The organism is Ruegeria sp. BC2 (assembly GCF_056539245.1).
In genome coordinates this window covers 168,001-194,147 of record NZ_JBQFUQ010000002.1, presented here as the reverse complement: position 1 = coordinate 194,147, position 26,147 = coordinate 168,001, and the positions used below count along the sequence as shown (strand labels likewise).

At 63.9% G+C, this 26,147-nt stretch carries 27 protein-coding genes; 19 read left to right on the top strand and 8 right to left on the bottom strand.

The window, feature by feature from the left end; translation table 11 throughout:
* The first annotated feature begins 69 nt into the window (after nucleotides 1-69).
* The 5 genes from ACR0CU_RS11265 (at nucleotide 70) to ACR0CU_RS11245 (ending at nucleotide 5,731) form a co-directional block, all read left to right on the top strand.
* Nucleotides 70-780, top strand: a complete 711-nt coding sequence (locus ACR0CU_RS11265) for a GntR family transcriptional regulator (protein WP_170447594.1) — start codon at nucleotides 70-72, stop codon at nucleotides 778-780.
* Between the two features lie 13 nt (nucleotides 781-793).
* Nucleotides 794-1,894 (top strand): Gfo/Idh/MocA family protein, encoded by a 1,101-nt coding sequence (locus tag ACR0CU_RS11260; protein ID WP_170447596.1) that lies wholly within the window; start codon nucleotides 794-796, stop codon nucleotides 1,892-1,894.
* 182 nt (nucleotides 1,895-2,076) lie between these two features.
* Nucleotides 2,077-3,231, top strand: a complete 1,155-nt coding sequence (locus tag ACR0CU_RS11255) for a phosphoserine transaminase (RefSeq protein ID WP_170447598.1) — start codon at nucleotides 2,077-2,079, stop codon at nucleotides 3,229-3,231.
* Between the two features lie 68 nt (nucleotides 3,232-3,299).
* Nucleotides 3,300-4,895, top strand: a complete 1,596-nt coding sequence (gene serA / locus ACR0CU_RS11250) for a phosphoglycerate dehydrogenase (RefSeq protein ID WP_170447600.1) — start codon at nucleotides 3,300-3,302, stop codon at nucleotides 4,893-4,895.
* 107 nt (nucleotides 4,896-5,002) lie between these two features.
* Nucleotides 5,003-5,731 carry a metallophosphoesterase gene (locus ACR0CU_RS11245; RefSeq protein WP_170447602.1) on the top strand — a complete coding sequence of 243 codons (729 nt, stop codon included), beginning with the start codon at nucleotides 5,003-5,005 and terminating at the stop codon, nucleotides 5,729-5,731.
* Here the strand turns inward: ACR0CU_RS11245 and ACR0CU_RS11240 are convergent, their stop codons facing one another.
* The 3 genes from ACR0CU_RS11240 to ACR0CU_RS11230 form a co-directional block, all read right to left on the bottom strand.
* The gene (locus ACR0CU_RS11240) at nucleotides 5,732-7,249 is read right to left on the bottom strand and encodes a malonate--CoA ligase (protein ID WP_170447604.1); all 1,518 of its coding nucleotides are present in this window, start codon (nucleotides 7,247-7,249) and stop codon (nucleotides 5,732-5,734) included. It lies immediately after the preceding gene.
* Between the two features lie 77 nt (nucleotides 7,250-7,326).
* Complete coding sequence (locus tag ACR0CU_RS11235; protein ID WP_170447606.1) at nucleotides 7,327-8,031, bottom strand: GntR family transcriptional regulator; 705 nt, start codon at nucleotides 8,029-8,031, stop codon at nucleotides 7,327-7,329.
* A 28-nt stretch (nucleotides 8,032-8,059) separates the two neighbouring features.
* Nucleotides 8,060-9,421 (bottom strand): formimidoylglutamate deiminase, encoded by a 1,362-nt coding sequence (locus ACR0CU_RS11230; RefSeq protein ID WP_170447608.1) that lies wholly within the window; start codon nucleotides 9,419-9,421, stop codon nucleotides 8,060-8,062.
* 81 nt (nucleotides 9,422-9,502) lie between these two features.
* Between ACR0CU_RS11230 and hutI the strand changes: the two genes are divergently transcribed.
* The 8 genes from hutI to ACR0CU_RS11190 all read left to right on the top strand — a co-directional run bounded on the left by hutI (nucleotide 9,503) and on the right by ACR0CU_RS11190 (nucleotide 16,833).
* Nucleotides 9,503-10,711 (top strand): imidazolonepropionase, encoded by a 1,209-nt coding sequence (hutI, locus tag ACR0CU_RS11225; RefSeq protein WP_170447610.1) that lies wholly within the window; start codon nucleotides 9,503-9,505, stop codon nucleotides 10,709-10,711.
* Nucleotides 10,708-12,246, top strand: coding sequence for a histidine ammonia-lyase (gene hutH / locus ACR0CU_RS11220; protein ID WP_170447612.1), 1,539 nt, complete (start codon nucleotides 10,708-10,710; stop codon nucleotides 12,244-12,246). Before hutI ends, hutH begins: the two co-directional genes overlap by 4 nt.
* The gene (gene hutG / locus ACR0CU_RS11215; protein ID WP_170447615.1) at nucleotides 12,243-13,058 is read left to right on the top strand and encodes an N-formylglutamate deformylase; all 816 of its coding nucleotides are present in this window, start codon (nucleotides 12,243-12,245) and stop codon (nucleotides 13,056-13,058) included. Before hutH ends, hutG begins: the two co-directional genes overlap by 4 nt.
* Nucleotides 13,055-14,737 carry a urocanate hydratase gene (hutU, locus tag ACR0CU_RS11210; protein ID WP_480643050.1) on the top strand — a complete coding sequence of 561 codons (1,683 nt, stop codon included), beginning with the start codon at nucleotides 13,055-13,057 and terminating at the stop codon, nucleotides 14,735-14,737. Before hutG ends, hutU begins: the two co-directional genes overlap by 4 nt.
* A gap of 72 nt (nucleotides 14,738-14,809) precedes the next feature.
* The gene (serB, locus tag ACR0CU_RS11205; RefSeq protein WP_170370156.1) at nucleotides 14,810-15,688 is read left to right on the top strand and encodes a phosphoserine phosphatase SerB; all 879 of its coding nucleotides are present in this window, start codon (nucleotides 14,810-14,812) and stop codon (nucleotides 15,686-15,688) included.
* 50 nt (nucleotides 15,689-15,738) lie between these two features.
* The gene (locus tag ACR0CU_RS11200) at nucleotides 15,739-16,068 is read left to right on the top strand and encodes an ArsR/SmtB family transcription factor (RefSeq protein ID WP_170406196.1); all 330 of its coding nucleotides are present in this window, start codon (nucleotides 15,739-15,741) and stop codon (nucleotides 16,066-16,068) included.
* On the top strand, nucleotides 16,056-16,493 hold the full coding sequence (locus tag ACR0CU_RS11195) for an SRPBCC family protein (protein WP_170341210.1): 438 nt from the start codon (nucleotides 16,056-16,058) through the stop codon (nucleotides 16,491-16,493). The genes ACR0CU_RS11200 and ACR0CU_RS11195 overlap by 13 nt, the downstream gene beginning before the upstream one ends.
* 19 nt (nucleotides 16,494-16,512) lie before the next feature.
* Nucleotides 16,513-16,833 carry a YciI family protein gene (locus tag ACR0CU_RS11190; RefSeq protein ID WP_170447621.1) on the top strand — a complete coding sequence of 107 codons (321 nt, stop codon included), beginning with the start codon at nucleotides 16,513-16,515 and terminating at the stop codon, nucleotides 16,831-16,833.
* 3 nt (nucleotides 16,834-16,836) lie between these two features.
* Here the strand turns inward: ACR0CU_RS11190 and ACR0CU_RS11185 are convergent, their stop codons facing one another.
* A complete protein-coding gene (locus tag ACR0CU_RS11185) occupies nucleotides 16,837-17,835 on the bottom strand; it encodes an asparaginase (RefSeq protein ID WP_170447623.1) in 999 nt (332 codons plus the stop codon).
* Between the two features lie 179 nt (nucleotides 17,836-18,014).
* Between ACR0CU_RS11185 and ACR0CU_RS11180 the strand changes: the two genes are divergently transcribed.
* The 5 genes from ACR0CU_RS11180 to ACR0CU_RS11160 all read left to right on the top strand — a co-directional run bounded on the left by ACR0CU_RS11180 (nucleotide 18,015) and on the right by ACR0CU_RS11160 (nucleotide 21,456).
* Nucleotides 18,015-18,548: an invasion associated locus B family protein gene (locus ACR0CU_RS11180; protein WP_170342134.1), complete on the top strand. Its 534-nt coding sequence runs from the start codon at nucleotides 18,015-18,017 to the stop codon at nucleotides 18,546-18,548.
* 161 nt (nucleotides 18,549-18,709) lie between these two features.
* The gene (locus tag ACR0CU_RS11175) at nucleotides 18,710-18,877 is read left to right on the top strand and encodes a hypothetical protein (protein ID WP_170342136.1); all 168 of its coding nucleotides are present in this window, start codon (nucleotides 18,710-18,712) and stop codon (nucleotides 18,875-18,877) included.
* A gap of 87 nt (nucleotides 18,878-18,964) precedes the next feature.
* Nucleotides 18,965-19,342, top strand: a complete 378-nt coding sequence (locus tag ACR0CU_RS11170) for a lysozyme inhibitor LprI family protein (protein ID WP_170370152.1) — start codon at nucleotides 18,965-18,967, stop codon at nucleotides 19,340-19,342.
* A gap of 89 nt (nucleotides 19,343-19,431) precedes the next feature.
* Nucleotides 19,432-20,619 (top strand): dual-specificity RNA methyltransferase RlmN, encoded by a 1,188-nt coding sequence (gene rlmN / locus ACR0CU_RS11165; protein ID WP_170364829.1) that lies wholly within the window; start codon nucleotides 19,432-19,434, stop codon nucleotides 20,617-20,619.
* A gap of 216 nt (nucleotides 20,620-20,835) precedes the next feature.
* The gene (locus tag ACR0CU_RS11160) at nucleotides 20,836-21,456 is read left to right on the top strand and encodes a cytochrome P460 family protein (protein WP_170447625.1); all 621 of its coding nucleotides are present in this window, start codon (nucleotides 20,836-20,838) and stop codon (nucleotides 21,454-21,456) included.
* Here ACR0CU_RS11160 and ACR0CU_RS11155 read toward each other — a convergent pair.
* From ACR0CU_RS11155 to ACR0CU_RS11145, 3 genes are all read right to left on the bottom strand, one after another.
* Nucleotides 21,438-23,117 carry a U32 family peptidase gene (locus ACR0CU_RS11155; protein ID WP_170447627.1) on the bottom strand — a complete coding sequence of 560 codons (1,680 nt, stop codon included), beginning with the start codon at nucleotides 23,115-23,117 and terminating at the stop codon, nucleotides 21,438-21,440. The genes ACR0CU_RS11160 and ACR0CU_RS11155 overlap by 19 nt on opposite strands.
* A gap of 84 nt (nucleotides 23,118-23,201) precedes the next feature.
* The gene (locus ACR0CU_RS11150; RefSeq protein ID WP_093964205.1) at nucleotides 23,202-23,546 is read right to left on the bottom strand and encodes a hypothetical protein; all 345 of its coding nucleotides are present in this window, start codon (nucleotides 23,544-23,546) and stop codon (nucleotides 23,202-23,204) included.
* Nucleotides 23,543-24,472: a DnaJ C-terminal domain-containing protein gene (locus ACR0CU_RS11145; protein ID WP_170447629.1), complete on the bottom strand. Its 930-nt coding sequence runs from the start codon at nucleotides 24,470-24,472 to the stop codon at nucleotides 23,543-23,545. Before ACR0CU_RS11145 ends, ACR0CU_RS11150 begins: the two co-directional genes overlap by 4 nt.
* A 179-nt stretch (nucleotides 24,473-24,651) precedes the next feature.
* Here ACR0CU_RS11145 and ACR0CU_RS11140 point away from each other — a divergent pair, with 179 nt between their 5' ends.
* Nucleotides 24,652-25,035 (top strand): hypothetical protein, encoded by a 384-nt coding sequence (locus ACR0CU_RS11140; protein ID WP_093964407.1) that lies wholly within the window; start codon nucleotides 24,652-24,654, stop codon nucleotides 25,033-25,035.
* Between the two features lie 3 nt (nucleotides 25,036-25,038).
* Here the strand turns inward: ACR0CU_RS11140 and ACR0CU_RS11135 are convergent, their stop codons facing one another.
* Complete coding sequence (locus tag ACR0CU_RS11135; protein WP_170447631.1) at nucleotides 25,039-26,145, bottom strand: cystathionine gamma-lyase; 1,107 nt, start codon at nucleotides 26,143-26,145, stop codon at nucleotides 25,039-25,041.
* Nucleotides 26,146-26,147 lie beyond the last annotated feature (2 nt).

The following is a 26,147-nucleotide window of genomic DNA, read 5'->3' as shown; positions in this document are numbered from 1 at the left end:
TGCGTAGCAACCACATTGATGTAGATCAATAGTGTATCAATTTTTTCTGCGACCAAGTGAAGCGCCCGCGTGCCCCCATCCACCAGAAACCCCAACGCCCTGCCGATCTATGTGCAGATCGCCGAGCTGCTGATCCGCGACATCGCCGCCGGCCGGCTGATCGACGGCGAGCGTCTGCCGCCCGAGCGGGACATGGCGGCGCAGTTGAACGTCTCGGTCGGGACGCTGCGAAAATCGCTCGCCGAGCTGGAAAAAAAGGGGATGCTCGAGCGGATCCAGGGCTCGGGCAACTATGTGCGCGAGACCGGGACCCAGAACAGCGTTTATGCCATGTTCCGGCTGGAACTGCCCGAGGGCGGCGGCCTGCCGCGCGCCGACATCCTGTCGGTCGATCACCTGGACAAGCCCGCCGACCTGCCCGATTTCGGCACCTCGCGGCGCGGGTCGCGCGTGCGGCGGATGCGCTATCTGAATGACACAATCATCGCGGTCGAGGAGATCTGGCTGGACGAATCAGCCGGTCTGATCGACCAGCGGCTGCTGTCGGACTCGCTCTATCGCTACTACCAGCAGCAGCTTGGGTTCTGGATCACCCGCGCCGAGGATCGGGTTTCGGTCGGCCGGCTGCCCGACTGGACCCCCGCGCACTTCACCCGGCCGGCGGGCGAGACCGTCGGCTATATCGAGCGGTTCAGCTGGTCGGAACGGCCTGAACCCGTCGAGTTTTCGAAAACCTGGTTCGACCCGGACCGGGCAACTTACGTCCAACGACTGAAATGACGAGGAAACGCGCATGACCCGGACCATCAATTACGGGCTGATCGGATGTGGCATGATGGGGCAGGAACACCTGCACAACATCGCCCTGCTGGAGGGCACGCAAGTGGCCGCCATTTTCGAGCCCGACCCCGAGATGGCGCGCGCCGCGCTGGCGATTGCGCCGGGGGCCAGAATGGTGGCTTCGGTGCAGGATCTGCTGGCGGTCGAGGAGTTGGACTGCCTGGTCATCGCCAGCCCCAACCATCTGCATGTGGATCAGATCGCCCAGATCGCCGAAACGCGTCCCTTGCCGCTGTTGGTGGAAAAGCCGCTGTTCACCAACCCCGGGGATGCGGCCCGTTTGGCCGAGATCGAGCGCAGGTATCCCTGTCCGATCTGGGTGGCGATGGAATATCGCTACATGCCGCCCATCGCCGCCCTGATCACCGAGGCGCAGGACACCAGCGGCGGGGTAAAGATGCTGAGCATCCGCGAACACCGCTTTCCGTTCCTGGAAAAGGTCGGCAACTGGAACCGGTTCAACCGCAACACGGGCGGCACCTTCGTCGAGAAATGCTGTCATTTCTTCGACCTGATGCGCCTGATCCTGCAATCTGATCCTGTACGCGTCAGCGCCAGCGGCGGGCAGGCCGTGAACCATCTGGACGAAACCTATGACGGCGAGACGCCCGACATCCTCGACCACGGCTATGTCATCGTCGATTTCGCCTCGGGCGCGCGGGCGATGCTGGAGCTGTGCATGTTCGCCGAGGGCGCGCGGTATCAGGAGGAAATCTCGGTCATCGGCCCCAAGGCCAAGATCGAGGCGCTGGTGCCCGGGCCGGGCCGGTTCTGGCCCGAACATCTGGGCGCGCCGCCGGTGCCGCAGCTGATCGTCAGCCCGCGCGACCCCAAGGGCCCGATCGCCCGCGACATTCCCGTCGATCCGCGCCTGCTGGCGGCGGGCGACCACAACGGCTCGACCTTCTATCAGCACCAGGGCTTTCTGGCGCTGGTGCGCGGTGAGCGCGACGCCCCGGATGTCAGCCTGACCGACGGCATGTGGGCAGTACGCATGGGTCTGGCGGCGCAGCAATCGCTGGCCACGGGCGAAACCGTCCGGCTGGATCGCTGAGGTCTTTCTGCGGGTGCAAAATGCGCCGATCGGAAACCTGTGTTCCGATTTGGCGTCACCGCCCGTGTCGTTTTTGATATTCAAAGCGTCTTTTCCGCTTGCCCGCCCATCCGCGGCCCCCTAGGTCTGGCCGCGGGACACCCCTCCCCAACGAGGGGCGTATATCTGGAAGGGTAACACCAATGACCATCGAACGACCGGCAGCGCGGCCGGCCAATCCGCGTTTTTCCTCGGGCCCCTGCGCCAAACCCCCTACATTCGAGCTGAACAAGCTGGCTGGTGCCGCGCTGGGCCGATCGCACCGCGCCGCCGTCGGCAAGGACAAGCTGAAGGCCGCCATCGAAGGCACGCGCGAGCTGCTGGGCATTCCGGCCGACTATCGCATCGGGATCGTTCCGGCCTCGGATACCGGCGCGGTGGAAATGGCGCTGTGGTCGCTTCTGGGCGAACGCAAGGTCGAGATGCTGGCCTGGGAAAGCTTTGGCGCGGGTTGGGTTACCGACGTGGTCAAACAGCTGAAGATCGACGCCGAGGTGAAAACCGCCGATTACGGGCAGATCGTCGATCTGGCGTCCATCGATTTCAACAATGACGTGGTCTTTACCTGGAACGGGACCACCTCGGGCGTGCGGGTTCCGAATGGCGACTGGATCGCCGATGACCGCGCCGGCCTGACCATCTGCGACGCCACCAGCGCCGCTTTCGCGATGGACCTGCCCTGGGACAAGCTGGATGTCACCACCTTCAGCTGGCAGAAGGTTCTGGGTGGCGAGGCCGCGCATGGCATGCTGATCCTCAGCCCCCGCGCGGTCGAGCGGCTGGAAAGCTATACCCCCGCGTGGCCGCTGCCAAAGATCTTCCGCCTGACCAAGGGCGGCAAGCTGATCGAGGGCATCTTCCAGGGCGCCACGATCAACACGCCGTCGATGCTGGCGGTCGAGGATTACCTGTTCGCGCTGGACTGGGCGCGCTCGGTCGGCGGGCTGCAGGGCCTGATCGCCCGCGCCGATGCCAATGCACAGGCGATTTTCGAATTCTGCGACCAGAACGACTGGATCGAGAACCTGGCCGAAGACCCGGCCACCCGGTCGAACACCAGCGTCTGCCTTAAATTCACCGATCCGCGCATTCGCGACGGCGCCAGCTTTGCCAAGGCGGTCGCCAAGCGGCTGGAGGCCGAGAACGTGGCGCTGGACATTGGCGCCTATCGCGACGCGCCGGCCGGGCTGCGCATCTGGTGCGGCGGCACGGTCGAAACGTCCGACATCCAGGCAATGCTGCCCTGGCTGAAATGGGCGTTCGAGGCCGAGATCGCAGCCCAGGCCGAAGCCGCCTGACTCCTTTCCCCGACAAGATCCGGGCCGCGTCCGGCCCGGAGTCATCATTCCATTCAAGGACCACGCACATGGCCCCCAAAGTACTCGTATCCGACAAGCTCAGCGAAACCGCGGTTCAGATCTTCCGCGACCGCGGCATCGACGTGGATTTCATGCCCGACGTGGGCAAGGACAAGGAAAAGCTGGCCGAGATCATCGGCAACTATGACGGCCTGGCCATCCGCTCGGCCACCAAGGTCACCGAGAAGATTCTGGAAAAGGCCGACAAGCTGAAAGTGATCGGCCGCGCCGGTATCGGCACTGACAACATCGACAAGGACGCGGCCTCGAAAAAGGGCGTGATCGTGATGAACACGCCCTTCGGCAACATGATCACCACTGCCGAGCATGCCATCGCGATGATGTTCGCCGTGGCGCGTCAGATCCCCGAGGCCAATGCCAGCACCCATGCAGGCAAGTGGGAAAAGTCCAAGTTCATGGGGGTCGAGCTGACCAACAAGACGTTGGGCGTGATCGGTGCCGGCAATATCGGCGGCATCGTCTGCGACCGGGCGCACGGGTTGAAGATGAAGGTCATCGCCTATGACCCCTATCTGGGCCAGGAGAAGGCCGACAAGATGGGCGTGGAAAAGGTCGAGCTGGACGAGCTGCTGGCACGGGCCGATTTCATCACCCTGCACGTGCCGCTGACCGACCAGACCCGCAACATCCTCAGCCGCGAGAATCTGGCCAAGACCAAGAAGGGCGTGCGCATCATCAACTGCGCCCGCGGCGGTCTGGTCGACGAAGAGGCGCTGGCCGAACTGATCAAATCCGGCCATGTCGCCGGCGCGGGGTTCGACGTGTTCAGCGAAGAACCGGCCAAGGAGAACCCGCTGTTCGGCCTGCCCAACGTGGTCTGCACCCCGCATCTGGGCGCCGCGACCACAGAAGCGCAGGAAAACGTGGCGCTGCAGGTGGCCGAGCAGATCTCGAACTATCTGCTGACCGGGGCGGTCGAGAATGCACTGAACATGCCCAGCGTCACCGCCGAAGAGGCCAAGGTCATGGGACCGTGGATCAAGCTGGCCGGCCATCTGGGCAGCTTCATCGGCCAGATGACCGACGAGCCGATCAAGGCGATCAACATCCTGTATGACGGCGTGGCGGCGCAGATGAACCTGGCCGCGCTGAACTGCGCGGTGGTGGCGGGGATCATGAAACGCTCGAACCCTGAGGTGAATATGGTCTCGGCTCCGGTCGTGGCCAAAGAGCGCGGCGTCAAGATCTCGACCACCAACCAGGACAAGTCGGGCGCCTTCGAGGGCTATATCAAGGTGACCGTGGTGACCGACAAGCGCGAACGCTCGATCGGGGGCACCGTGTTCAGCGACGGCAAGCCGCGCTTCATCCAGATCAAGGGCATCAACATCGATGCCGAAGTCGGTGCGCACATGCTGTACACCACCAACGAGGACGTGCCGGGCATCATCGGCACCCTGGGCAAGACCATGGGCGAGCATGGCGTGAACATCGCCAACTTTACCCTGGGCCGCGCCCAGGCGGGGGGCGAGGCGATCGCGCTGCTGTATGTTGACGAGCCGGTTCCGGCAGAAGCCCGCGCCAAGCTGGCCGAAACCGGGCTGTTCACCCAGATCAAGCCGCTGGAGTTCGACGTGGTTTGATCCGGCAAGACCCGGATGAAAGCGATTGACGCCTGCACCCGCCCGGTGCAGGCGTTGTCGTTGCAAAAGCCCGCAAATCCAACCCCGCCCGGAACGGAGACATGGACATGACCGCGCCCATCTACGCCATCGGAGATCTGCACGGCCAGACGGCTGAGTTCGACCGCGCCCTGTCGCTGATCGAGCAGGATGGCGGGCGCGAGGCGCGGATCGTGTTTCTGGGCGACTACGTCGATCGCGGCCCCGACAGCAAGGGCCTGCTGGACCGGCTGATTGCCGGGCGCGACGCCGGGCGGAACTGGGTCACGCTACTGGGCAACCATGACCGGATGTTCGCGTGGTTCCTGCAGGATGAGCCGCGCCATGATCCGCATCTTCTGGTCGGCTACCACTGGCTGCACGAGCGGCTGGGCGGCACCGAAACCCTGCGCAGCTATGGCGTCGAGTTCGAAGACCGCACCCGGCTGCAGGATGTGCATCGCGCGGCCGTTGCGGCAGTGCCGGTCGCGCACAGGGCTTTTCTACGCGACCTGGTGCGGATGCATCAGACCCCCGAGATTGCCTTTGTCCACGCCGGCATCCGGCCGGGCGTGCCGCTAGGCGCGCAGGCCGAGGACGATCTGGTCTGGATCCGTCAGAGTTTTCACGCCTGCGAAACCCCGCACCCCAAGCTGATCGTGCATGGCCACACGGTGGTGGACCGCCCTACCCACTACGGGAACCGCATCAACCTGGACAGCGGCGCGGGCTATGGCCGCCAAACCGGGGTTGCCGTGTTCGAGCGGCGCGACTGCTGGCTGCTGACCGAAGCCGGACGCGTGCCGCTGCGCCCCTGATCAGCCGCCCGCGAACATGTTCTTGTAGGCCTCGCGGAGGGCGTTTTTCTGCACCTTGCCCATCGTATTGCGCGGCAGTTCGTCCAGCAGGATCAGCCTGCGGGGATGTTTGAAACGGGCAAGGCTCTGGCTCACCGCCTCCATGATCGCATCCAGATCCGGCGCCGCGCCGGCCTCGGGTACCAGGATGCCCAGCACGGTCTCCCCGAAATCCGGGTGCGGTACGCCGATCACCGCGCTTTCCAGCACGCCGGGCTGGTCATCCAGAACCAGCTCGACTTCCTTGGGATAGATGTTGTAGCCGCCCGAGATGATCAGGTCTTTGCCGCGCCCAACGATATGCACATAGCCGTCCGCGTCGATGCGGCCCAGATCACCGGTGATGAAGAACCCGTCCTCGCGCAGTTCGGCGGCGGTTTTCTCGGGCATCTGCCAATAACCCTTGAACACGTTCGGGCCGCGCACCTCGATCATGCCGATCTCGCCCTGCGGCAGCGGATCGCCCGTTTCGGGGTCGGTGATCTTCAACTCGACCCCCGGCAGCGAAAAGCCCACGGTTCCGGCCCGACGTTCGCCGTCATAGGGGTTCGAGGTGTTCATGTTGGTCTCGGTCATGCCATAGCGTTCAAGGATGCGGTGGCCGGTGCGTTGCTCGAACCGCGTGTGGGTTTCGGCCAGCAGCGGCGCCGAGCCGGAAATGAACAGCCGCATGTGCCGGGTCAGATCTCCGGTGAACCGGTCGTCGTCCAGAAGCCGGGTGTAGAAGGTCGGCACCCCCATCATCGAGGTGGCCTTGGGCATCAGGCGCAGGATGTCGTCCAGATCGAAGCCCGGTAGAAAGATCATCGATCCACCGGCCGACAGCATGACATTGGTGGCCACGAACAGGCCGTGGGTGTGAAAGATCGGCAGCGCGTGCAGCAACACGTCGTCCGCGGTGAAGCGCCACTCCTGCACCAGCGTTTCGGCATTCGACAGCAGGTTCGCCTGCGTCAGCATGGCACCCTTGGACCGCCCGGTGGTGCCCGATGTGTAAAGGAAAGCTGCGAGGTCATCCTCGGTCCTATGCGCGGGTTCGAAGGCTGGCAACATCCCAAGTGCGCGCCGCATCAGGCTGCCGGAACCGTCCGCGTTCAGGGTTTCGAGCATTGCATTCTGCGCTTGGGCAATCGGCTCGATATCGGCTTGTGAATTGGCATCCGCGACAACCATCCGAGCACCGCTGTTTTCGATGAAATACCGCAGCTCGTCTGTCGTGTAGGCGGTGTTCAGCGGCAGAAATATCAGCCCGGCCTGAACGCAGGCTGCATAAAGCGCCAGCGCCTCGGGCGATTTCGCGACCTGCACCGCAACGCGGTCATCCGGTTCCAGTCCGCAGGCCGTCAAAGCGTTGGCGATCCGGGCCGCCATGTCCAGGAAATCGGCATGTGAGAGAACGCGTCCGTCCGGCAGATGCAGGAACGGCGTTGTCTTACCCGCGTGAATGCCAAAAAGTCGATCGTATAGCGGGTTGCTCATCCCGTTCTCCGTGTTGCCGTTGCTCGGTCAAGGCGAACCTGTACCGGAATCGGGCCGCGGTAAAGGCCCGGACAGCCTCAGAACCGGGTGGTCATCCGGTAACCGGCCGCGAAATACATCTTGGCGAAGGTAACTGGGCTGCCTTGCAACCAGGTGATACGTTCCGCGGTAAAGACCGGCTCGCCAACCGTTACGTCCAGAAATCCGGCCAGTTCGGCATCGGCGCGGCTTGCCAGAAAAGACAGCTCGACATTGGTGAAGGGGACCGTCTGAATCAGCCATTCATTGGGTCCCAGCGTCGAGAAATCAGCCTGTTCGACAGCCGGAACGCTGGCCGTAACGATCCAGCGATCCTCGAACTGAAACGGGGTGTTGTTCGAAAAATGCATGCACCGCACATGCATCACCCGCTGATCCGAACCCAGCGCCAGCCGCGCGGCCAGCCATTCGGGCGCCTGTTCGGCTTGGGCTGAAACAAGTGCATAGCGGTAGGTGCCGCCCAGAGCCTCGACCTCTTCCCGGACCAACGGGATGGTGAACCGGGCCTGTCTCTGCGGCGCGCTCAGCACCCGGGTACCGGCCTTGCGGCGACGTTCCAGAAATCCTTCCTCGGCCAGTTCGCGCAATGCCCGATTGACGGTGGTACGCGTGCAGGAAAATTCGACCGCAAGGTCCTGCTCGTTGGGCAGCAACATGTCTGGCAGCCACTGGCCCGAGCGGATGCGGTCAAGCACAGTCTGCTTGATTTCCTTGTAGCCGGTCGTGTCAGCGGTCTGGGTCATCTTGATCTCAACTCAGTTCTTTGCCGGTTCAGACGTCGGTCAACAGGTCTGCAATCGCGGCTTTGTAGTCTCTGATTATCGTCTCGCGCGCAATATGCCTGCCATCCCGCACCATATGACGGCCTGCCGACCACAGATCCGTTACCAGACCATCGGGTGCGGCAAAGCACAAGCCGTCCAGAAGCTGATGATCCGCCAGCGCGCAAAGCGTTGGGTGCGACCGGTCAAGCGCCACCAGGTCGGCCAGTTTGCCGACCGCGATCTCTCCGGCATTGCGGCCCAGAGCCTGCGCCCCGCCTTGTGCCGCGCCGGTGTACAACGCATGTCCTACGGAACCGTTGGCTGCCGCCAGAACCGCGCGGGATCGGTCGCGAAGGCGCTGGGAATATTCCAGACTGCGCAACTCCTCTGGCAGAGAAATCCGCAAGTTGGAGTCTGACCCGACACCGAACCGTCCTCCAGCGTCAAGGTAGGGCACTCCGTTGAAGATCCCGTCGCCCAGGTTGGCTTCTGTGATCGGACACAGGCCGGCCACGGCCTCCGAACGCGCCAGAGCGCGTGTTTCGGCGTCGTTCATCTGGGTGGCATGGATCAGACACCAGCGTGAGTCGATCTGGGCATTGTCCAGAAGCCAGGCGACCGGGCGTTGGCCCAAAGCGGATTGCACGTCCTCGACCTCTTTCACCTGTTCGGCGATATGGATGTGAACCGGACCCTCCGGAACCTGCGCCATCAGCAGGGCCAAGTCCGTGGGTGAGGTGGCGCGCAACGAGTGCGGCGCGATGCCGACCACCGTGTCCGCGGCAAGATCTGCGGCAGCCGACCGGCACTCGTGATACAGGTCCATGAACCGGTCCACGTCATTGCCGAACCGCAACTGGCCGCCAGACAGGGGCTCTTGCCGGACGCCGCCGTAGGAATAGAGAACCGGCAAATGGGTCAGACCGATTCCCGTCCGCAAAGCTGCTGCGAAGATACGCTGGCTCAGCTCGGAAAGCTGGTCGTAGGGCGCGCCGCCGGGCTGGTGATGCACATAGTGGAATTCCCCGACCGCGGCATATCCGGCCTCCTGCATCTCAAGGAACACCAGCGCAGCGATGGCCTCCATCTGCTCGGGCGTCAACCTGTCCAGAAAGCGGTACATCAGATTTCGCCAGGACCAGAAGCTTTCCCGCCCGGCTGCGCGAAACTCGGTCATACCTGCCATGGCGCGCTGAAACGCGTGGCTATGCAGGTTCGACAAGGCTGGCAGCAGGACATCAACGCAGGTGTCGGCCGACTGCGGACGCGCACCGGTCTCCAATCCGGTGATGACGCCATTCGCAGTTTCGACCCTCAGGTCCGAAACCCAGTCAGAGCCTAACAAGGCGGTTTTGGCATGGATCGGCATCAGTGCTTCTTTTTGTGTAGACTTTAATTTTTTACACGTATACGAAAAATTGAAACCCGAGGGGAGTCCAAAAGAATCGCGATGACCAGAAATTCGGTGATTTGTTGTCGGCGGATCGCAACCATGGCGGATGGGGTTGCGTCCTATGGCTTGGTCGAAGACGCGGCGATTGCTGTTTCGTCGGGCCGGATCCAATGGGTCGGGCCGCACCGAGATCTGCCGCCGGATCACGCCGACTGGCCGATCGTCGATTTCGCAGATCGGTTGATCACTCCGGGCCTGATCGATCCGCACACGCATGCGATTTTCGGGGGCAACCGGGCGGTTGAGTTCGAATTGCGGCTGAACGGGGCAACCTACGAGGAGATCGCGCGCGCCGGCGGGGGAATTTTGTCGACGGTCACCGCCACACGCGCCGCCAGTATTCAGAACCTGATCGAAGAGGCGCTGCCTCGCATAGACGCGCTGTTGGCCGAGGGTGTGACCTGCATTGAAATCAAGTCCGGTTACGGACTGGATCAGGACACCGAGCTGCGCATGTTGCGCGCGGCCCGGGAAATTGCAAAACAGCGCCCGGTGCGGGTTCGGACCAGCTTTCTGGGCGCGCATGCGGTCCCGCCCGAATTCACCGGGCGCGCGGACGCCTATATCGACACGGTCTGCATCCCAACCCTGCGCGCGGCCCATGCCGAGGGGCTGGTCGACGCGGTCGACGGGTTCTGCGAGGGAATCGCCTTCGATACGGCTCAGGTCGCGCGGGTGTTCGATGCCGCGCGTGACCTGGGGCTTCCGGTCAAACTGCATGCCGAGCAATTGTCGAACCTGGGCGGGGCCCGGCTGGCCGCGTCCTACGGCGCCCTGTCGGCCGATCACCTCGAATACGTGGACGCGGCCGGCGTGGCTGCCATGGCCGAGGCCGGAACGACCGCGGTTCTGCTGCCCGGCGCGTTCTACACGTTGCGGGAAACGCAGGTCCCACCGATCGACCTTTTCCGCAAGGCCGGGGTGCCGATGGCCCTGGCCACCGATTGCAACCCGGGGTCCTCGCCGCTGACGTCGCTGCTGCTGACGATGAACATGGGCTGCACCCTGTTTGGCATGACCCCGGCCGAGGCGCTGGCCGGGGTCACCCGCAATGCTGCCCGCGCGCTTGGATTGACCGATGTCGACACGATCGCGCCGGGCCAGCGGGCGGATCTGGCCGTTTGGGACGTCTCTCACCCGGCCGAGCTGGCCTACCGGATCGGGTTCAACCCGCTGCACGCACGCATTTTCGGAGGGGAGGCATGAGCGCTCTGACATTGGTTCCGGGGCTGGTCTCGCTGGCCCAACTGGCGGAGATCTACTGGAACGAAACGCCGGTGGTTCTGGATCAGGGCTGTCGCCCGGCTTTCGAGGCCGCCGCCGCCCGCATCGCCGAGGCCGCCGCCGGTGACCAGCCCGTCTATGGCGTGAATACCGGTTTCGGCAAGCTGGCCAGCCTCAAGATCGCGGCCAAGGACACCTCGGCGCTGCAGCGCAACCTGATCCTCAGCCATTGCTGCGGGGTCGGCCCGGCTGTGCCCCGGCGGCTGGCGCGCCTGATGATGGCGCTCAAACTGTTGTCTTTCGGGCGCGGCGCATCTGGGGTGCGGTGGGTGCTGGTGGACCTGCTGCAGCAGATGCTGGCCCGTGGCGTGACGCCGGTGATCCCCGCGCAGGGCTCGGTGGGGGCCTCGGGCGATCTGGCGCCGCTGGCGCACATGACGGCGGTGATCATCGGCGAAGGCGAAGCCGAGCTGAACGGTACGGTCATGCCAGGCGCACAAGCCTTGAAAAAGGCCGGATTAGAGCCTGTTCAGCTGGGGCCGAAAGAGGGGCTGGCCTTCATCAACGGCACCCAGTTTTCGACGGCCTACGCCTTGGCGGGCCTGTTCGAGGGCTGGCGCGCGGCGCAGAACGCGCTCGTCGTTTCGGCCGTATCGACCGATGCCATCATGGGCTCCACCGCGCCGCTGCAACCCGAGATCCATGCCCTGCGCGGTCATCGCGGCCAGATCGAGGCCGCCAGCGCCATGCGGGCCGTGTTGCAGGGGTCGGAAATACGCGAAAGCCATCGCGAGGGCGACAGCCGCGTGCAGGATCCGTATTGCATTCGCTGCCAGCCGCAGGTCACCGGTGCCGCGATGGACGTGATCCGGCAGGCTGCCGCCACCCTGCAGACCGAGGCCAACGCGGCCACTGACAACCCGCTGGTGCTGTCCGATCCCGACATGATCGTTTCGGGCGGCAATTTTCACGCCGAACCGGTGGGATTTGCCGCCGACATGATCGCGCTGGCCCTGTCCGAGATCGGGGCCATCGCGCAACGCCGGATCGCACTGATGGTGGATCCGACGCTCAGCTTCGATCTGCCGCCATTCCTGACCCCCGATCCGGGTCTGAATTCCGGCTTCATGATCGCCGAGGTCACGACCGCCGCGCTGATGAGCGAGAACAAGCATCTGGCCAACCCCTGCGTCACCGACAGCACGCCCACCTCGGCCAACCAGGAAGATCACGTCTCGATGGCCGCCCACGGGGCGCGGCGTCTGACGCGCATGGTGGAAAACCTGAACCACATTCTAGGGATCGAACTGCTCTGCGCCGCCCAAGGCGTCGAGTTCCGCGCCCCGCTGGTCACCAGCGCGCCCTTGCAGCGGGTGATTGCGCGGCTGCGCGCCGATATCCCGCCTTTGGCGGAGGACCGGTACCTGGCCCCGGAACTGGAGCAGGCCAAGGATCTTGTGGCCAGCGGCGCGATGCTGGAGGCGCTGGGCGTACCGCTGCCGGAGGTGACGGCATGACCGTGGTCGAGGTGCAGCGGGGGCAGGGCCCGATCGTGCTGGGCCAACCGCATGGCGGAACCTTCGTGCCCGAGGAGATCCATGCGCGCCTGAACCAGACCGGCCGGGCGTTGGCGGACACGGATTGGCACATAAATAGGCTCTATAAAGGGCTATTGGGCGATGCGACGGTGGTTCAGTCCCGCGTGCACCGCTATGTGATCGACGCCAATCGTGACCCTGCAGGTCAGTCGCTCTATCCGGGGCAGAACACGACGACCCTGGTGCCGCTGACCGATTTCGACGGGCAACCCATCTGGCTGGAAGGGCAGGAGCCGTCGGAAGATGAAATCGAGGAGAGGCGCGAGAAGTTCCACGCCCCCTACCACGCCGCGTTGCAGGAAGAATTGGAGCGGGTGCGGGCCAGGCATGGCGTGGCGATCCTGTTCGACTGCCACTCGATCCGGTCCCTGATCCCCTTCCTGTTCGACGGAGAGTTGCCGGTGTTCAACACGGGCACCAATGACGGCACCACCTGCGCACCCGAGGTCGCGCAGGCGGTGGATGCCGTGGCCCGGGCGTCGGGCTGTACCGCAGTGCTGAACGGCCGGTTCAAGGGTGGCTGGACCACCCGGCACTATGGCCGTCCGGACACGGGCATACATGCGATCCAGATGGAGATCGCCCAACGCGCCTATATGGACGAGACCCCGCCTTGGACTTGGCGCGCGGACCGGGCCGAACGCCTGCGCCCACACCTGCAAGAGATGCTTGACCGCCTGCGCGCCCTGGCCCTGTCGGGCGCGCTGGCCGAAAAAGGAGCCCCGAAATGAGTGACCCGCGCAAGAACACCCGTGACGTCTTTCCGCCGACCGGGCCGGACCTGAATGCCAAAAGCTGGTTGACCGAGGCCCCGTTGCGGATGCTGATGAACAACCTGCACCCCGACGTGGCTGAAAACCCGCACGAATTGGTGGTCTATGGCGGTATTGGCCGCGCGGCCCGAACCTGGAAGGATTTCGACACTATTGTTGCCAGTTTGAAGGATCTCGAGTCCGACGAGACCCTGATCGTACAGTCCGGCAAGCCGGTGGCGATCATCCGCACGCACAAGGACGCGCCGCGGGTTCTGATCGCCAATTCCAACCTCGTGCCGCATTGGGCGACCTGGGACCATTTCAACGAATTGGATCGGAAGGGCCTGATGATGTACGGCCAGATGACGGCCGGGTCGTGGATCTATATCGGTACGCAGGGCATCGTTCAGGGCACCTATGAAACCTTCGCCGAGGCCGGGCGCCAGCACTATGGCGGCGACCTGACCGGCCGATGGATCCTGACCGGGGGGCTGGGCGGCATGGGCGGAGCACAGCCTCTGGCGGCAGTCTTCGCCGGGGCCTGCTGTCTGGCGGTGGAATGCAACCCCGACAGCATCGATTTCCGGCTGCGCACCAAATACCTGGATGAAAAGGCCGAAACTCTGGACGAGGCGCTCGCCATGATCGACCGCTGGGCCAAGGCGGGCGAGGCGAAGTCCGTGGGTTTGCTGGGCAATGCGGCCGAGATCTTTCCCGAGATCTACCGCCGCATGGCCGCCGGCGGGATGCGCCCCGACATCGTAACCGACCAGACCAGCGCCCATGACCCGATCAACGGGTATCTGCCCTTGGGCTGGACCCTGGCGCAGTGGCGCGAAAAGCGGGAAACAGACTCTAAATTAGTGGAAAAGGCCGCGCGCGCCTCGATGAAGCAGCATGTCGCGGCGATGGTCGATTTCTGGAACGCGGGCGTGCCGACGCTGGACTATGGCAACAACATCCGTCAGGTCGCGCAGGACGAGGGGCTTGAGAACGCCTTTGCCTTTCCCGGCTTCGTCCCGGCCTATATCCGCCCGCTGTTCTGCCGAGGCATCGGCCCGTTCCGCTGGTGCGCGCTGTCGGGCGACCCCGAGGATATCTACAAGACCGACGCCAAGATGAAGGAGCTGTTCCCCGAGAACGAGCATCTGCATCGTTGGCTGGATATGGCGCAGGATCGGATCGCGTTTCAGGGCCTGCCCGCGCGGATTTGCTGGATCGGGCTGGGCGATCGGCACCGGGCCGGACTGGCCTTCAACCAGATGGTCGCGAACGGAGAACTGAGCGCACCGGTCGTCATCGGCCGGGATCATCTGGACAGCGGCTCGGTCGCCAGCCCCAACCGCGAGACCGAGGCGATGCTGGACGGCTCCGACGCCGTGTCGGACTGGCCGCTGCTGAACGCGTTGATCAACACCGCCAGCGGCGCGACCTGGGTGTCGTTGCATCACGGCGGCGGGGTCGGCATGGGCTTCAGCCAGCATGCGGGCGTGGTGATCTGCGCCGACGGCACCGAGGACGCCGCGCGGCGGCTGGAGCGGGTGTTGTGGAACGACCCGGCCTCGGGCGTGTGGCGTCATGCGGATGCGGGGTATGACATCGCCAAGGACTGCGCCCGCGAACACGGGCTGCGCCTGCCGGGCATTCTGGGCTAGCGGCGCGGAATTGGCCTCTGGCGGAAATGCTGCACCTGCGATATGCGCAGGGCAGGCTGCCGGAGGATCAAGATGTACGTTGCCACCCTGTTGACCAACCCCAAGACGCCGTCGCTGGACGGGGCGCTGATCGACTCGCTGCGCAATGCCTGGGGCGGGGGCGACATCCAGTGGCTGAGCCCCGACGAGGCGGCCGAATTTGCCCTGCCGGCGGTTCCGGCCAACCGTTGGGATGTCTGGGCCGACCTGCAGAAATTGGGCGTCGATCTGGTGGTGCAGCCGGCCGAGGGCCGCCGCAAGAAGATGCTGCTGGCCGATATGGACAGCACGATGATCCAGCAGGAATGCATCGACGAACTGGCCGACGAGGCCGGGGTAGGTGAGCGGGTCAAGGACATCACCGCCCGCGCCATGAATGGCGAGCTGGATTTCGAAGGCGCGCTGACCGAGCGGGTGGGCCTGCTGAAGGGGCTGGACGTGTCGGTGATCGACCGGGTGCTGAACCAGCGCATCACCCTGATGCCGGGCGGCCGCGAACTGGTGGCGACGATGCGGGCCAATGGTGGCTATGCCGCGCTGGTCTCGGGCGGGTTCACGGCGTTCACGGCCCGCGTGGCCGAGCTGCTGGGTTTTGACGAGAACCGCGCCAACACGCTACTGGCGGAGGACGGCAAGCTGACCGGTGACGTGCAGCGCCCGATCCTGGGCCGTCAGGCCAAGGTCGAGGCGCTGGAGCAGATATCGGCCCGGCTGGGTATTTCCGAGGCCGAAGTGATCGCCGTGGGCGACGGGGCGAATGACCTGGGCATGCTGGAGCGCGCCGGAACAGGCGTGGCCCTGCACGCCAAGCCCTCGGTCGCCGCGCAATGCGACGTGCGCATCAACCATGGAGACCTGACCGCGCTGCTGTACCTGCAGGGATATGCCCGATCGGACTTTGCGCGGGGCTGATCCGACGGTTTCGGGTTCCCATTGTTTAACATTCGTGTTAATCAATAGCTATGAACACGCTGCTCGATGCCTTTTCGGCCCTGTCCGACCCGACCCGATTCACGATCGTTGAACAACTGATGGATCACGGCGAACTGCCTGCCGGAGACCTAGCCCAGGGCAAGGGCATGTCCGGCGCGGCCATTTCCCGGCACCTGAAGGTTCTGCGGCAGGCCGGGCTGGTGAATCAGCGCGTCAACGGTACCCAGCGCATCTATTCGATCCGCCCCGAGGGGCTGCGGGCGATTGCCGAATGGACCATCTCGAAACGCCAGTTCTGGGAGGCCAGCCTGAACCGCCTGGGCGACATTCTGCAGGAGGACTCCTCATGGCCGACCTGAAGCTGGTGCGTGACTTTCCGGTCAGCGCCGAAACCCTGTTCGCCTGGATCAGCGACGGAACCAGATTGTTGCAGTGGTGGGGGCCCGAAGGGGTCGAGGTGCCGGAGCACGATCTGGATTTCTCGCGCCTAGGTCCGTGGTATTCGGTCATGGTCAATCGCGAGGGGCAGCGTTTCAAGGTGTCCGGGCATGTGACCCATGTGGACCCACCGAACTCGGTCGGGTTCACCTGGGGCTGGCATGACGACCAGGACCAGCGCGGCGCCGAGAGCCATGTGAAGCTGGCGGTCGAGCCGACCGACACCGGAGCGCGCCTGATCCTGGATCACCGCGATCTGGGCGATGACGACGTCTCGGCCAATCATGAAAGCGGCTGGACTTCGTCGCTGCGCAAGCTGGAAGCCCGGCTTGCCAACCCCGTCTGACCAAAAGGGAGACCAGAAAATGCCTCAGTACCTGTTTGTCTATCACGGCGGCACCACGCCGACCGACCCGGCCGAGATCGAAGCCACCATGGCCGCCTGGGGCGCGTGGTTCCAGAACATAGGGCCGGCGCTGGAAATCCCCGGCAACCCGGTGGGCCAGTCCCATACCGTCAGCGCCGATGGCGTGGCCGGCAATGGCGGGCCGAACCCGGCCTCGGGCTTTACAGTGGTTAAGGCCGACAGCGTCGAAGCCGCCACCGAGATGGCCAAGGGCTGCCCCATGGTGGTCAACGGCTCGGGCTCGGTCGAGGTGGCCGAGATCCACGAGATCGAGATGTGACCCTCAGCCGGGGAAACCCGGCGCGGGGCGGATCACGCCGCATTCCAGCCCGCGGCGGCTGTATTGCGTGGCGTTCATGAATTTGCGCGTGGCCGGGTGATCGGCCTCGAGCACGCCGAGGCTGACGAGAATGGCGGCGATGGCACACTCGCTGGCGCGGGTGGCGCCATCGGTGATCTTCAGCGCCACACCCATCTTCTTTTCCGGGATGATCGCGACGAACACGGCCTCGGCCCCGGTCTTGATCGCGGCACGGCCGTTCATCGCCCGCATCAGTTCGGTGCAGGCGCGGGTTTCGCCCGCCACCAGCTCGGGGTGGGAGACCATCGCCCGGGTCAATTGCAGGGCCGCGTCGCTGGCCCGGTCCGACCGGTCGCCGGCCGAGGCAAACCACGCCATCGACCGCGCCAGCCCGACCAGCGAAGTGGCGAAATTGGGCGCCGAGCAACCGTCGATTCCGTAACAGGGGCTGTCCTCGCCCGTGGTCTCTTCGAAAGCCGACAGGCAGGCCTGCTGCACGGGGTGGTCGATCTCGATATAATCCGGGCCTGCGCCCATGTGCCGGGCCAGGGTCAGGAACCCGCAATGCTTGCCCGAGCAGTTGTTGTGGATCTGGCAGGGGGTGTCGTCGGCCAGGATCAGGCCGTCGCGCGCGGCCATGTCGGCCGGCTCCTGCGGGCCGCAGCGCAGATCGGGCTCGGACAGGCCCAGGTGATCCAGCCAGGCGGTCACGCGCTCGGTATGGATCGCTGCGCCGTTGTGCGAGGCGCAGGCCAGCGCCAGATGCTCGGAGCCCAGCCCGTATTTGGCCGCCGCGCCCGAGGTGATCAGCGGCAGCGCCTGGATCATCTTGGCTGACGACCGCGGATAGATCTCCGCGTTCGGATCGCCCCAGCTGCGCACGATCTGACCGCTGTCGTCGCAGATCACCGCATTGCCCAGATGAAGGCTCTCCAACAGCGGTCCGCGCCACAGTTCGGTCATCGGTACTGGCTGCGTCATGTCGTCCCTCCGGAATGTGCGCAAAATTCTGCCAATCGCCCTTTCGCCTGTGGCGAAACCTGCGTTAGTGTGTGTATGTCGGCAATCATCCGGATGCGCAACTGCAACAGACGGACCGTCAGGGTTCGCGGCCTTCCGGGATGGAGTTGAGGTGTGGGTCGAGCCAGGAGGCTGAACGAATGAAAACAATGCTCGCCCGCGTATGCGCGGGCCTTTGTGTGGCAGGGATGGCCACGACAGCGATCGCCCAGCAGGCGACCAGTACGAACCGTGTGTCCGCTCAGACTGATTGGAGCGTGTTCGTCGAAGACGATCCGACCGAGTGCTGGAGCGTATCCGCGCCCAAGGAGACCGTGAATACCCGCGGTGGCCGTGTGGTATCGGTGCGTCGCAGCGACATTTTGCTGTTCGTGTTCTATCGCCCCAACGCCGAGGTCAAAGGCCAGGTGACATTCACCGGAGGCTACCCATTCGCCCCCGGGTCCACGGTGAATCTGGAAATCGACGGGTCCGAGTTCGAACTGTTCACCGAGGGCGAGTGGGCGTGGCCCGCCAGCGCCGCGGATGATGCCAAGATCGTCACGGCGATGAAGCGCGGGACCGAGGCCGTGTTGACCGCACGGTCCGAACGCGGGACCCAGACCAAGGACACGTTCTCGTTGCTGGGCTTTACCGCAGCCATCGAAGACGCCGAGAAGCGCTGCACCAAGTAACTGCCCAACCCGTCCAGATCTCATGCCCCGCCAAAATGGCGGGGTTTTGCGTTTTTGTGCATCCGTTTACGCAACGTCGGTATCAAAACTTGATCCGCATCAAGGTTGACGGACTCGATTTCTGAACCAATCGGTTCAGACAACGAAGAAGGAGTCCAGACATGTCGACCAAACCCCTTATTGCGGTTCTGATTGTTGCAGCGGCAACTCTGAGCGCGTGCGAGAAATCCACCGAAACCTATCCGGTCACGGGCGAGCAATGCGGCCCGAATGATCCGGTCAAGACACTGGATGCCGAGGACTGCTACATCCCGCCAGCCGGGGTGTGATCGCTCGCTGCACCTAAAACGTGCCCAAGCCTGACCACTGTGCTAAGCTCTGTCTGAAACCATGGGTAGACAGGCGAGGAGACGGACATGCGTTGGGTTTGGGCAGCAATTCTTCTTCCGGTATCGGCATTTGCAGACCCGGCGCTGGAATGTACCGATGCCGGATCTCAGGTCGAGATCGGGACATGCGTCGGTCGGGCCGAGACCAATGTCGAGGCCGCTTTGGTCGCGGCGTTTGGGTTCGCAGTCGATGCGGCGAAGGAACTGGACGAAGTGACGGGTCGGGCTGTTGCTTTGCCAGCGCTTGAAACTTCTCAAGAGGCCTGGAAGACTTATCGCGATGCGCAGTGCGAAGCAGTTGGCGCGTCTTTTGGTGGTGGATCCGGAACGGGCATTGCGATCACCTCGTGCCGGGTCGAGTTGGGGCGGGCCCGTGTCACCGAACTGTTGCGGTTCCTCGACTGACGTCCGGACAGGTTCTCACGAATCCTTTTGATCTTTGGCGGCGTTCCTATATAGAGGCGCATCCCAAGCCAGAACGCCCGAGAACCGCCATGTCCGCCAAAGCGCCGATCACCCAGGATGTCATGACCATTCCCCGCAAATTGCCCGAGGGAACGATCAACCTTGTCGGTCTGACCCGCGACCGGCTGCGCGAGGTTCTGATCGAACATGGAACGCCTGAAAAGCAGGCCAAAATGCGGGTGAACCAGATCTGGCAGTGGATCTATCAATGGGGCGTGCGCGACTTTGACCAGATGACCAATCTGGCCAAGGCCTATCGCGCGCAGCTGGCCGAGAATTTCGTGATCGAAATCCCGGAGGTGGTTACCCGCCAGGTCTCGGAGGATGGTACTCGCAAGTACCTGGTGCGCATTGCCGGAGGGCACGAGGTCGAGGTCGTCTACATCCCCGAAGAGGATCGCGGCACGCTGTGCATCTCCTCGCAGGTGGGCTGCACGCTGACCTGTTCGTTCTGCCACACCGGAACGCAGAAGCTGGTGCGCAACCTGACTGCGGCCGAGATCATCGGTCAGGTGATGATGGCGCGTGACGATCTGGACGAATGGCCGACCCCGGGCGCGCCCAAGAACGAGACGCGCCTGCTGTCGAACATCGTGCTGATGGGCATGGGCGAGCCGCTGTACAATTTCGAAAACGTCCGCGACGCGATGAAGATCGCGATGGACCCCGAGGGCATTTCTCTGTCGCGCCGGCGGATCACCCTGTCGACCTCGGGTGTGGTGCCCGAGATCGCCCGCACGGCGGAAGAGATCGGCTGCCTGCTGGCGATCTCGTTCCACGCCACCACGGACGAGGTGCGCGACGTTCTGGTCCCGATCAACAAGCGTTGGAACATCGAGGAACTGCTGCAGGCGCTGGCCAGCTATCCCAACGCATCGAATTCCGAGCGGATCACCTTTGAATACGTGATGCTGGACGGCGTAAACGACAGCGACGAGGACGCGCATCGCCTGATCGACCACATCAAACGCCACAACATTCCGGCCAAGATCAACCTGATCCCGTTCAACGAGTGGCCCGGCGCGCCCTACAAGCGCAGCTCGAACAACCGGATCCGGGCCTTTGCCAACATCATCTATCAGGCCGGGTACGCCTCGCCCATCCGCAAGACGCGGGGCGAGGACATCATGGCCGCCTGCGGTCAGTTGAAATCAGCCACCGAGCGCGCCCGCAAGTCGCGCCGCCAGATCGAGGCCGAGGCCGGGCTGAAAGGTTGATCCGATGCCCGCGGGTTCGCGGGCAAATGGTCTGTAATTCTACGGCTGAATTTGGTAGTCTTGAGGCATGAGAGGTGCGCGGTTGCGCGCACGTAAAATCTGCGCACAAGACGGTGAGTTGGACAGTCCGGTTCTGGTGCGTTTCGTCCAGTCCGCTCAAATTTGTCGGGGAAATCTGCGGAATTCAGGCAAGCCTGGAACAGGGTGGGCCAATACATGAACGCACTGACGAACCTGTCCACGATCTGCATGACCGCCGTATTGGTGGCATCGGGCGCCGCCATTGCATGGGCGCAATCCAACGAGACTGAGGCGCATCTGGCGATCGAGAATCCGGCGGACCTGAGCAAAGAGGACGCGCGGCAGCACTATCGCGCCCTCAGGAAACAGATGGATCGCGGCTATGCCACCGCGCATCTGGATCAACTGATGAACTATCAGAACTGGCCGTTGTTCAACGACGCGCCGTACCTGTCGGCCACGCATGGGCAGCGCTACGTCAACAGCTATGCCAACCGGATAGCCCACAATTACGGCACCTTGCAACCGGGGGAAAAGCTGCCCGTGGGCTCGGTTCTGGCCAAGGACAGCATGACCGTCACGGATGAGGGCCGGGTGCATCCCGGCGCCCTGTTCGTGATGGAGAAACTGCCCGAAGGCACCAGCCCCGACACCGCCGACTGGCGCTATGTCATGGTGATGCCCGACGGGTCTCTGTTCGGTGACACGATGGGGGATCGCGCGGGGGCGGTTGCCTATTGCCATGACTGCCACGAAGCGGTGGCTGACCGCGACTATACGTTCTTCGTGCCCGAGGATTACCGCGTCGGCAACTGATCGCGGGCCGCGTCACCGGGCAGTTTCAGGGCGGCGGCCTCGCGCCGGCTGAGCTGTTCACCCTGCTTGCGTTTCGACAGAACCTCGCGCGCCAGGGCGTATCTGTCATCCTGCCAGAAGATCAGGCAGCCGTTGCACCCCTTGCCGCAACAGCCCTCGGTGCCCACGCGGTTGGTCTTGAACCGGCGCGCGGTGCCGTCCTGACCGATCTTCTCCACCAGCTCGTCCCGGCGGCGGGCATAGGCGGCGGGATTGTCGCGCCCCGAGGTTTCCAAGCCCTGCACCAGCTTGTCAAAACGGATGCGGCTCCAATGTTCGTCGGTCAGAGCGCGCTCCTTGCGCAGGACCGAATATACCGGGAAACGGGCGCGCAGGTCGTCGGGGTCTTCGTGATCGAACAGGGAAAACGGCAGGCGGATCACGGTTTTCGTGCTGCCATGCACCACGTCCAGCTTGGCGCCGTCGCTGGCGCGTTCAAATTCGTAGACGCGCAGCAGGACCGTCTCGCGCGAGATGGGCGAGACGAAATCCAGCACGTCGCCGGGTTCAAGCTTGTTCTTCACCTCGACCAGGAAGGCATCCTCGGTCACGTCGGTCACCAGTCCGGCATATTCCCACTGGGCGATGGTCGCGGTGTGCTCGTAATCATGCGCGTAATTGGTCAGCCGCCCTTCGTGAAAGGCCAGCGTGTAGCCGCGGTTTCCCACGGTCTCCAACTCTCGCATATACGGCTTCGGGTCCCAGTTCTCGGGGTCGGCATAGTAGTCGTCTATGGCCATGCGATAGGCGCGCGCGACGATGGCGGCATAATGTTCCGACTTGCCGCGCCCCTCGACCTTGAGGCTGTCGACACCGATCTTCAGATATTCGTCCAGCTTGGGCATGATGCACAGATCGCGCGAATTGAGGATGTACGAGCCGCGATCATCCTCTTCGATCGGCATCAGTTCACCCGGGCGGCAGCCTTCTTCCAGCAGGAATTCGAACAGGTCGGCGTTTTCCTCGGTGATCCGCAGTTCCTGATGGGTGCCGTCCTTGAGCCGCAGCTTCAGCGCATAGTTCCAGCGGCAGGAATTGGCGCAGTTGCCCTGGTTGGCGCCACGTTCCGCCATGAAATTCGACAGCAGGCAGCGGCCCGAATAGGTCATGCACATGGCGCCGTGCACGAAAGCCTCGAGCCGGATGTCGGGGCATTTCTCGCGGATTTCCACCAGTTCGGGGTACGAGACCTCGCGCGCCAGCACCACCAGTTCGGCCCCCTGATCCTGCCAGAACTTCACCGACAGCCACGAACAGATATTGGCCTGGGTCGAGATATGCAGCGGCAGTTTGGGCGCGCGGTCGCGCACATACTGGAACACGCCGGGGTCCGCGATGATCAACCCGTCGGGCCGTACCTTGCGCACGGTGTCGATGTATTCGTCCAGCTTGGGGATGTCCTTGTTGTGCGAAAACAGGTTCAGCGTCAGATAGGCGCGGCGGCCATGCGCGTGGCAGAACTCGACCCCTTCAATCACCTCGTCCAGCGAAAACTCGGACTTGGTGCGCAGGGACATGTCGGGCGTGCCCAGATACACCGCATCCGCCCCGTACAGGATGGCCAGTTTCAGCTTGCGCAGATTGCCCGCAGGCATCAGCAGTTCCGACTTGGTCCGTGTCATCGCAGCACCCGGTTCTGAATCGATGGCGCCTTCTAAGGCAAAACCACCGAGTCCAGAAGGGCAAACCCGCCTTGCACGCAGGCCCTAGCTGCGGCGGAACCGCGCTGTTCCGATCCGTTCGACCAGTTGGCTGCGCACCGGGTCGGGTTGGGCGTCGATGGCGCGCAGCACCTCGCGCAGTTCGGCTCGCAGGCCGTGCATCTGGTCGATCAGCGACAGCACCATCGACAGGGCGTCGGGCTCCATCTCGTACTGGTCGTCCAGCTCGCAGGCCAGTTGCAGGCGCGCCATGTCCAGCCGCTCGTAGACCAGCCCCTGGTCGGACTGGCGCGGGATCACGATCCGGGCGGACAGGAATCGGGACAACCGCTCGGACGTCAGGTTCTGGACGGCTTCGATCAGTTCGGCTTCGGTCAGAGAACGGGTCATGCCGGCATTCCTTTCCGCGGGTCATAGCTGTGTGACTTGCGCCAGTTCTGCATGAACTGCTTCAGTTCGTCGTCGATCTTGTCGGGCATCACCACGCTCAGCTCGATCAGCTGGTCGCCGCGTTTGTCCGAGCCGCGTTTCCTGACGCCCTTGCCGCGCAGGCGCAGGGTCTTGCCGCTGCTGGTGCCCTCGGGCACGGTCACGTTCACGCGGCCGTCGATCGTGGGCGCGGGGACCTTGCCGCCCAGAACGGCCTCGTCGATGGTGATCGACAGGGTGATGCGGATGTCGTCGCCCTCGCGCTTGAACACCGGGTGTTCGGCCACGCGGATCGTGACCAGCGCGTCGCCCGGCGGCCCCTCGCCATAGCCCGGCGCGCCCTTGCCACGCAGGCGGATGGTCTGGCCGTCGGTGATGCCGGCGGGGATCTTCACCTCGATCCGGTCGCCATTGGGCAGGGTCAACTTTTGCGTGGCACCAAAGACCGCGTCCAGGAAGCTGATCTGCAGGCTGTAGTTCACGTTGTGACCGGGCGCATGAAACTCGCGCGCACGCCCCCCGTTGAAGCCTCCGTTGCCACGGTTGCCGAAGAACTGGGCAAAGATATCGGACATGTCGTCGTCCTCAACCCCGCCACCCGCGCGATAGGGGTTGCCCGCGGTTTCCGCATATTCGCGGTAGTATTGCTGCTGCGGGCGCTCCTGGCCCGAGGCGTCGATCTCGCCCCGATCGAATTTTGCCCGGGTTTCGGGGTCCTTCAGCAGGTCATAGGCTGCGGCGGCGGCCTTGAACTTGGCCTCGGCCTTGGCGTCCCCGGGTTTGAGGTCCGGGTGGCAGTCCTTGGCGATGCGCCGGTAGGCTTTCTTGATTTCGGCGGCACTGGCGTCTTTCGAGACGCCCAACACCGAATATGGATTGTCGCTCATATATCTCTCGTTTCTGATGGGTTGCGCCAGTGGATGTTGTTGGCAGTTAACCTTTCAGATTGTGTCGTGTCATGGAATTTCAACAGGACCGAATACCGAGAAGATTGAATTTTCTCGAAAAATTCCGGCATCCTGATAATATCCGCATGTTTCGAACTGTTGCGGATGGAGTCAAACGCATGTCACGCAGAATCAAGTCGGCCCTGGCCCTGTTGGCGGGCAATGCCATCGGTCTGTTGTTGGCCAGCCTGTTGCTGACCGGCTTTTCGATCAAGCCGGTGTCCTTCATCGTGGTGGTGATCGTGTTCACCCTGGTTCAGGTCGTGGCCGAGCCATTGATCCTGAAGATCGGGGAAAAGAACGTGCCGGCGCTGAAGGGCGGCATCGCGCTGGTGGTCACCTTCGTGGGTCTGTTGATCACCGATCTGGTCGCTGCAGGGCTGACCGTGGGCGGTATCTCGAACCTGCTGGCGGCGACGCTTCTGGTGTGGCTGGGCGCCTTGATCGCCGGGGTTCTGCTGCCGATCTACGTCTTCACCGAACTGCGCGAGCCCAAGAAATAAGGCTCAGGCCAGCGCATTTAGGCTGTCGTTCAGAGCCTGCCACAGCTCGTCCACCGGTTCACACCCGACCGACAGACGCACGAAACCGGGATCGACCTGATCCCCCCAGCGCGCGCGCCGCTCGGCCGAGCTGTGCACGCCACCAAAGGACGTGGCCGGGCGCAACAGCGGGCAGCCATTTATGAACCGTTCGGCCTGGTCTTCCGAGGCCAGCGTGATCGTCAGCAGAAAACCGAACCGTGCGGTCTGTTCGCGGGCCAGATCGTGCGATGGGTCCGTCGGCAGGCCGGGATAGCGGATCTGCGTGACCGCCGGATGATCGGCCAGCCGTTCGGCCAGAACCTGCGCCGAGCTGCACATGCGGTCGAACCGAACGTCCAGCGTCTCCAGCCCGCGATGCAGCAGCCAGGCTTCGTGCGGGCCTGGGATCGCGCCCGAGACGCGACGCCATTCCTCGATCCGTTCCATGATCTGGGCATCGCGGCTGGCCACATGGCCCATCAGCAGATCGGAATGCCCGCCCATCGCCTTGGTGTCCGAGGCGACGACGATGTCGATGCCCAGGTCCAGCGGGCGCTGTCCCAGCGGGGTCAGCGTCGTGTTGTCGGCGATGGTGATGCCTCCCGCGGCGCGCACGTCGCGGGCCACCTGCGCCAGGTCGATCATGTCGAGCCCGGGGTTGGACGGGCTTTCGACGAAGACAACATCGAACCCGTCGAGCCCGCCCTGCGCAAATGCAGTCGTGGGGCGCGCTTCGACCGACACGCCCAGCGGGGCGAGGAACCGGTCGGCCAGCAGGCGGGTGACATAATACCCGTCCGACGGGATCAGGATGCGCGACCCCGACCGCACGGTGGCGAACAACGCCGCCGAAATCGCGCCCATGCCGGACGGAAAGATCAGGCAGGGTGCGCCTTCGAGATGCGCCAGCACATGCTCGACTTGGGTCCAGGTCGGGTTGTCCACGCGGCCATAGGTCGGGTGCCCGTCCGGCGCGCCGGGCAGGTGGAACATGCTGCTTTGGGTCAGCGGCAGGGCCACCGGTTCGCCTTTGCTCAGGGCATTGCCGCGCAGATGCAGCATCTCACCGGCCTTGGGGGTGCGCGCCATCG

Bases quoted from the DNA above. Each gene is read 5' to 3' on its own strand.
- ACR0CU_RS11260 (WP_170447596.1), top strand. From the start codon at position 794: ATGACCCGGACCATCAATTACGGGCTGATCGGATGTGGCATGATGGGG.
- ACR0CU_RS11255 (WP_170447598.1), top strand. From the start codon at position 2,077: ATGACCATCGAACGACCGGCAGCGCGGCCGGCCAATCCGCGTTTTTCC.
- serA (WP_170447600.1), top strand. From the start codon at position 3,300: ATGGCCCCCAAAGTACTCGTATCCGACAAGCTCAGCGAAACCGCGGTT.
- ACR0CU_RS11245 (WP_170447602.1), top strand. From the start codon at position 5,003: ATGACCGCGCCCATCTACGCCATCGGAGATCTGCACGGCCAGACGGCT.
- ACR0CU_RS11240 (WP_170447604.1), bottom strand. From the start codon at position 7,249: ATGAGCAACCCGCTATACGATCGACTTTTTGGCATTCACGCGGGTAAG.
- ACR0CU_RS11235 (WP_170447606.1), bottom strand. From the start codon at position 8,031: ATGACCCAGACCGCTGACACGACCGGCTACAAGGAAATCAAGCAGACT.
- ACR0CU_RS11230 (WP_170447608.1), bottom strand. From the start codon at position 9,421: ATGCCGATCCATGCCAAAACCGCCTTGTTAGGCTCTGACTGGGTTTCG.
- hutI (WP_170447610.1), top strand. From the start codon at position 9,503: ATGACCAGAAATTCGGTGATTTGTTGTCGGCGGATCGCAACCATGGCG.
- hutH (WP_170447612.1), top strand. From the start codon at position 10,708: ATGAGCGCTCTGACATTGGTTCCGGGGCTGGTCTCGCTGGCCCAACTG.
- hutG (WP_170447615.1), top strand. From the start codon at position 12,243: ATGACCGTGGTCGAGGTGCAGCGGGGGCAGGGCCCGATCGTGCTGGGC.
- hutU (WP_480643050.1), top strand. From the start codon at position 13,055: ATGAGTGACCCGCGCAAGAACACCCGTGACGTCTTTCCGCCGACCGGG.
- serB (WP_170370156.1), top strand. From the start codon at position 14,810: ATGTACGTTGCCACCCTGTTGACCAACCCCAAGACGCCGTCGCTGGAC.
- ACR0CU_RS11200 (WP_170406196.1), top strand. From the start codon at position 15,739: ATGAACACGCTGCTCGATGCCTTTTCGGCCCTGTCCGACCCGACCCGA.
- ACR0CU_RS11195 (WP_170341210.1), top strand. From the start codon at position 16,056: ATGGCCGACCTGAAGCTGGTGCGTGACTTTCCGGTCAGCGCCGAAACC.
- ACR0CU_RS11190 (WP_170447621.1), top strand. From the start codon at position 16,513: ATGCCTCAGTACCTGTTTGTCTATCACGGCGGCACCACGCCGACCGAC.
- ACR0CU_RS11185 (WP_170447623.1), bottom strand. From the start codon at position 17,835: ATGACGCAGCCAGTACCGATGACCGAACTGTGGCGCGGACCGCTGTTG.
- ACR0CU_RS11180 (WP_170342134.1), top strand. From the start codon at position 18,015: ATGAAAACAATGCTCGCCCGCGTATGCGCGGGCCTTTGTGTGGCAGGG.
- ACR0CU_RS11175 (WP_170342136.1), top strand. From the start codon at position 18,710: ATGTCGACCAAACCCCTTATTGCGGTTCTGATTGTTGCAGCGGCAACT.
- ACR0CU_RS11170 (WP_170370152.1), top strand. From the start codon at position 18,965: ATGCGTTGGGTTTGGGCAGCAATTCTTCTTCCGGTATCGGCATTTGCA.
- rlmN (WP_170364829.1), top strand. From the start codon at position 19,432: ATGTCCGCCAAAGCGCCGATCACCCAGGATGTCATGACCATTCCCCGC.
- ACR0CU_RS11160 (WP_170447625.1), top strand. From the start codon at position 20,836: ATGAACGCACTGACGAACCTGTCCACGATCTGCATGACCGCCGTATTG.
- ACR0CU_RS11155 (WP_170447627.1), bottom strand. From the start codon at position 23,117: ATGACACGGACCAAGTCGGAACTGCTGATGCCTGCGGGCAATCTGCGC.
- ACR0CU_RS11150 (WP_093964205.1), bottom strand. From the start codon at position 23,546: ATGACCCGTTCTCTGACCGAAGCCGAACTGATCGAAGCCGTCCAGAAC.
- ACR0CU_RS11145 (WP_170447629.1), bottom strand. From the start codon at position 24,472: ATGAGCGACAATCCATATTCGGTGTTGGGCGTCTCGAAAGACGCCAGT.
- ACR0CU_RS11140 (WP_093964407.1), top strand. From the start codon at position 24,652: ATGTCACGCAGAATCAAGTCGGCCCTGGCCCTGTTGGCGGGCAATGCC.
- ACR0CU_RS11135 (WP_170447631.1), bottom strand. From the start codon at position 26,145: ATGGCGCGCACCCCCAAGGCCGGTGAGATGCTGCATCTGCGCGGCAAT.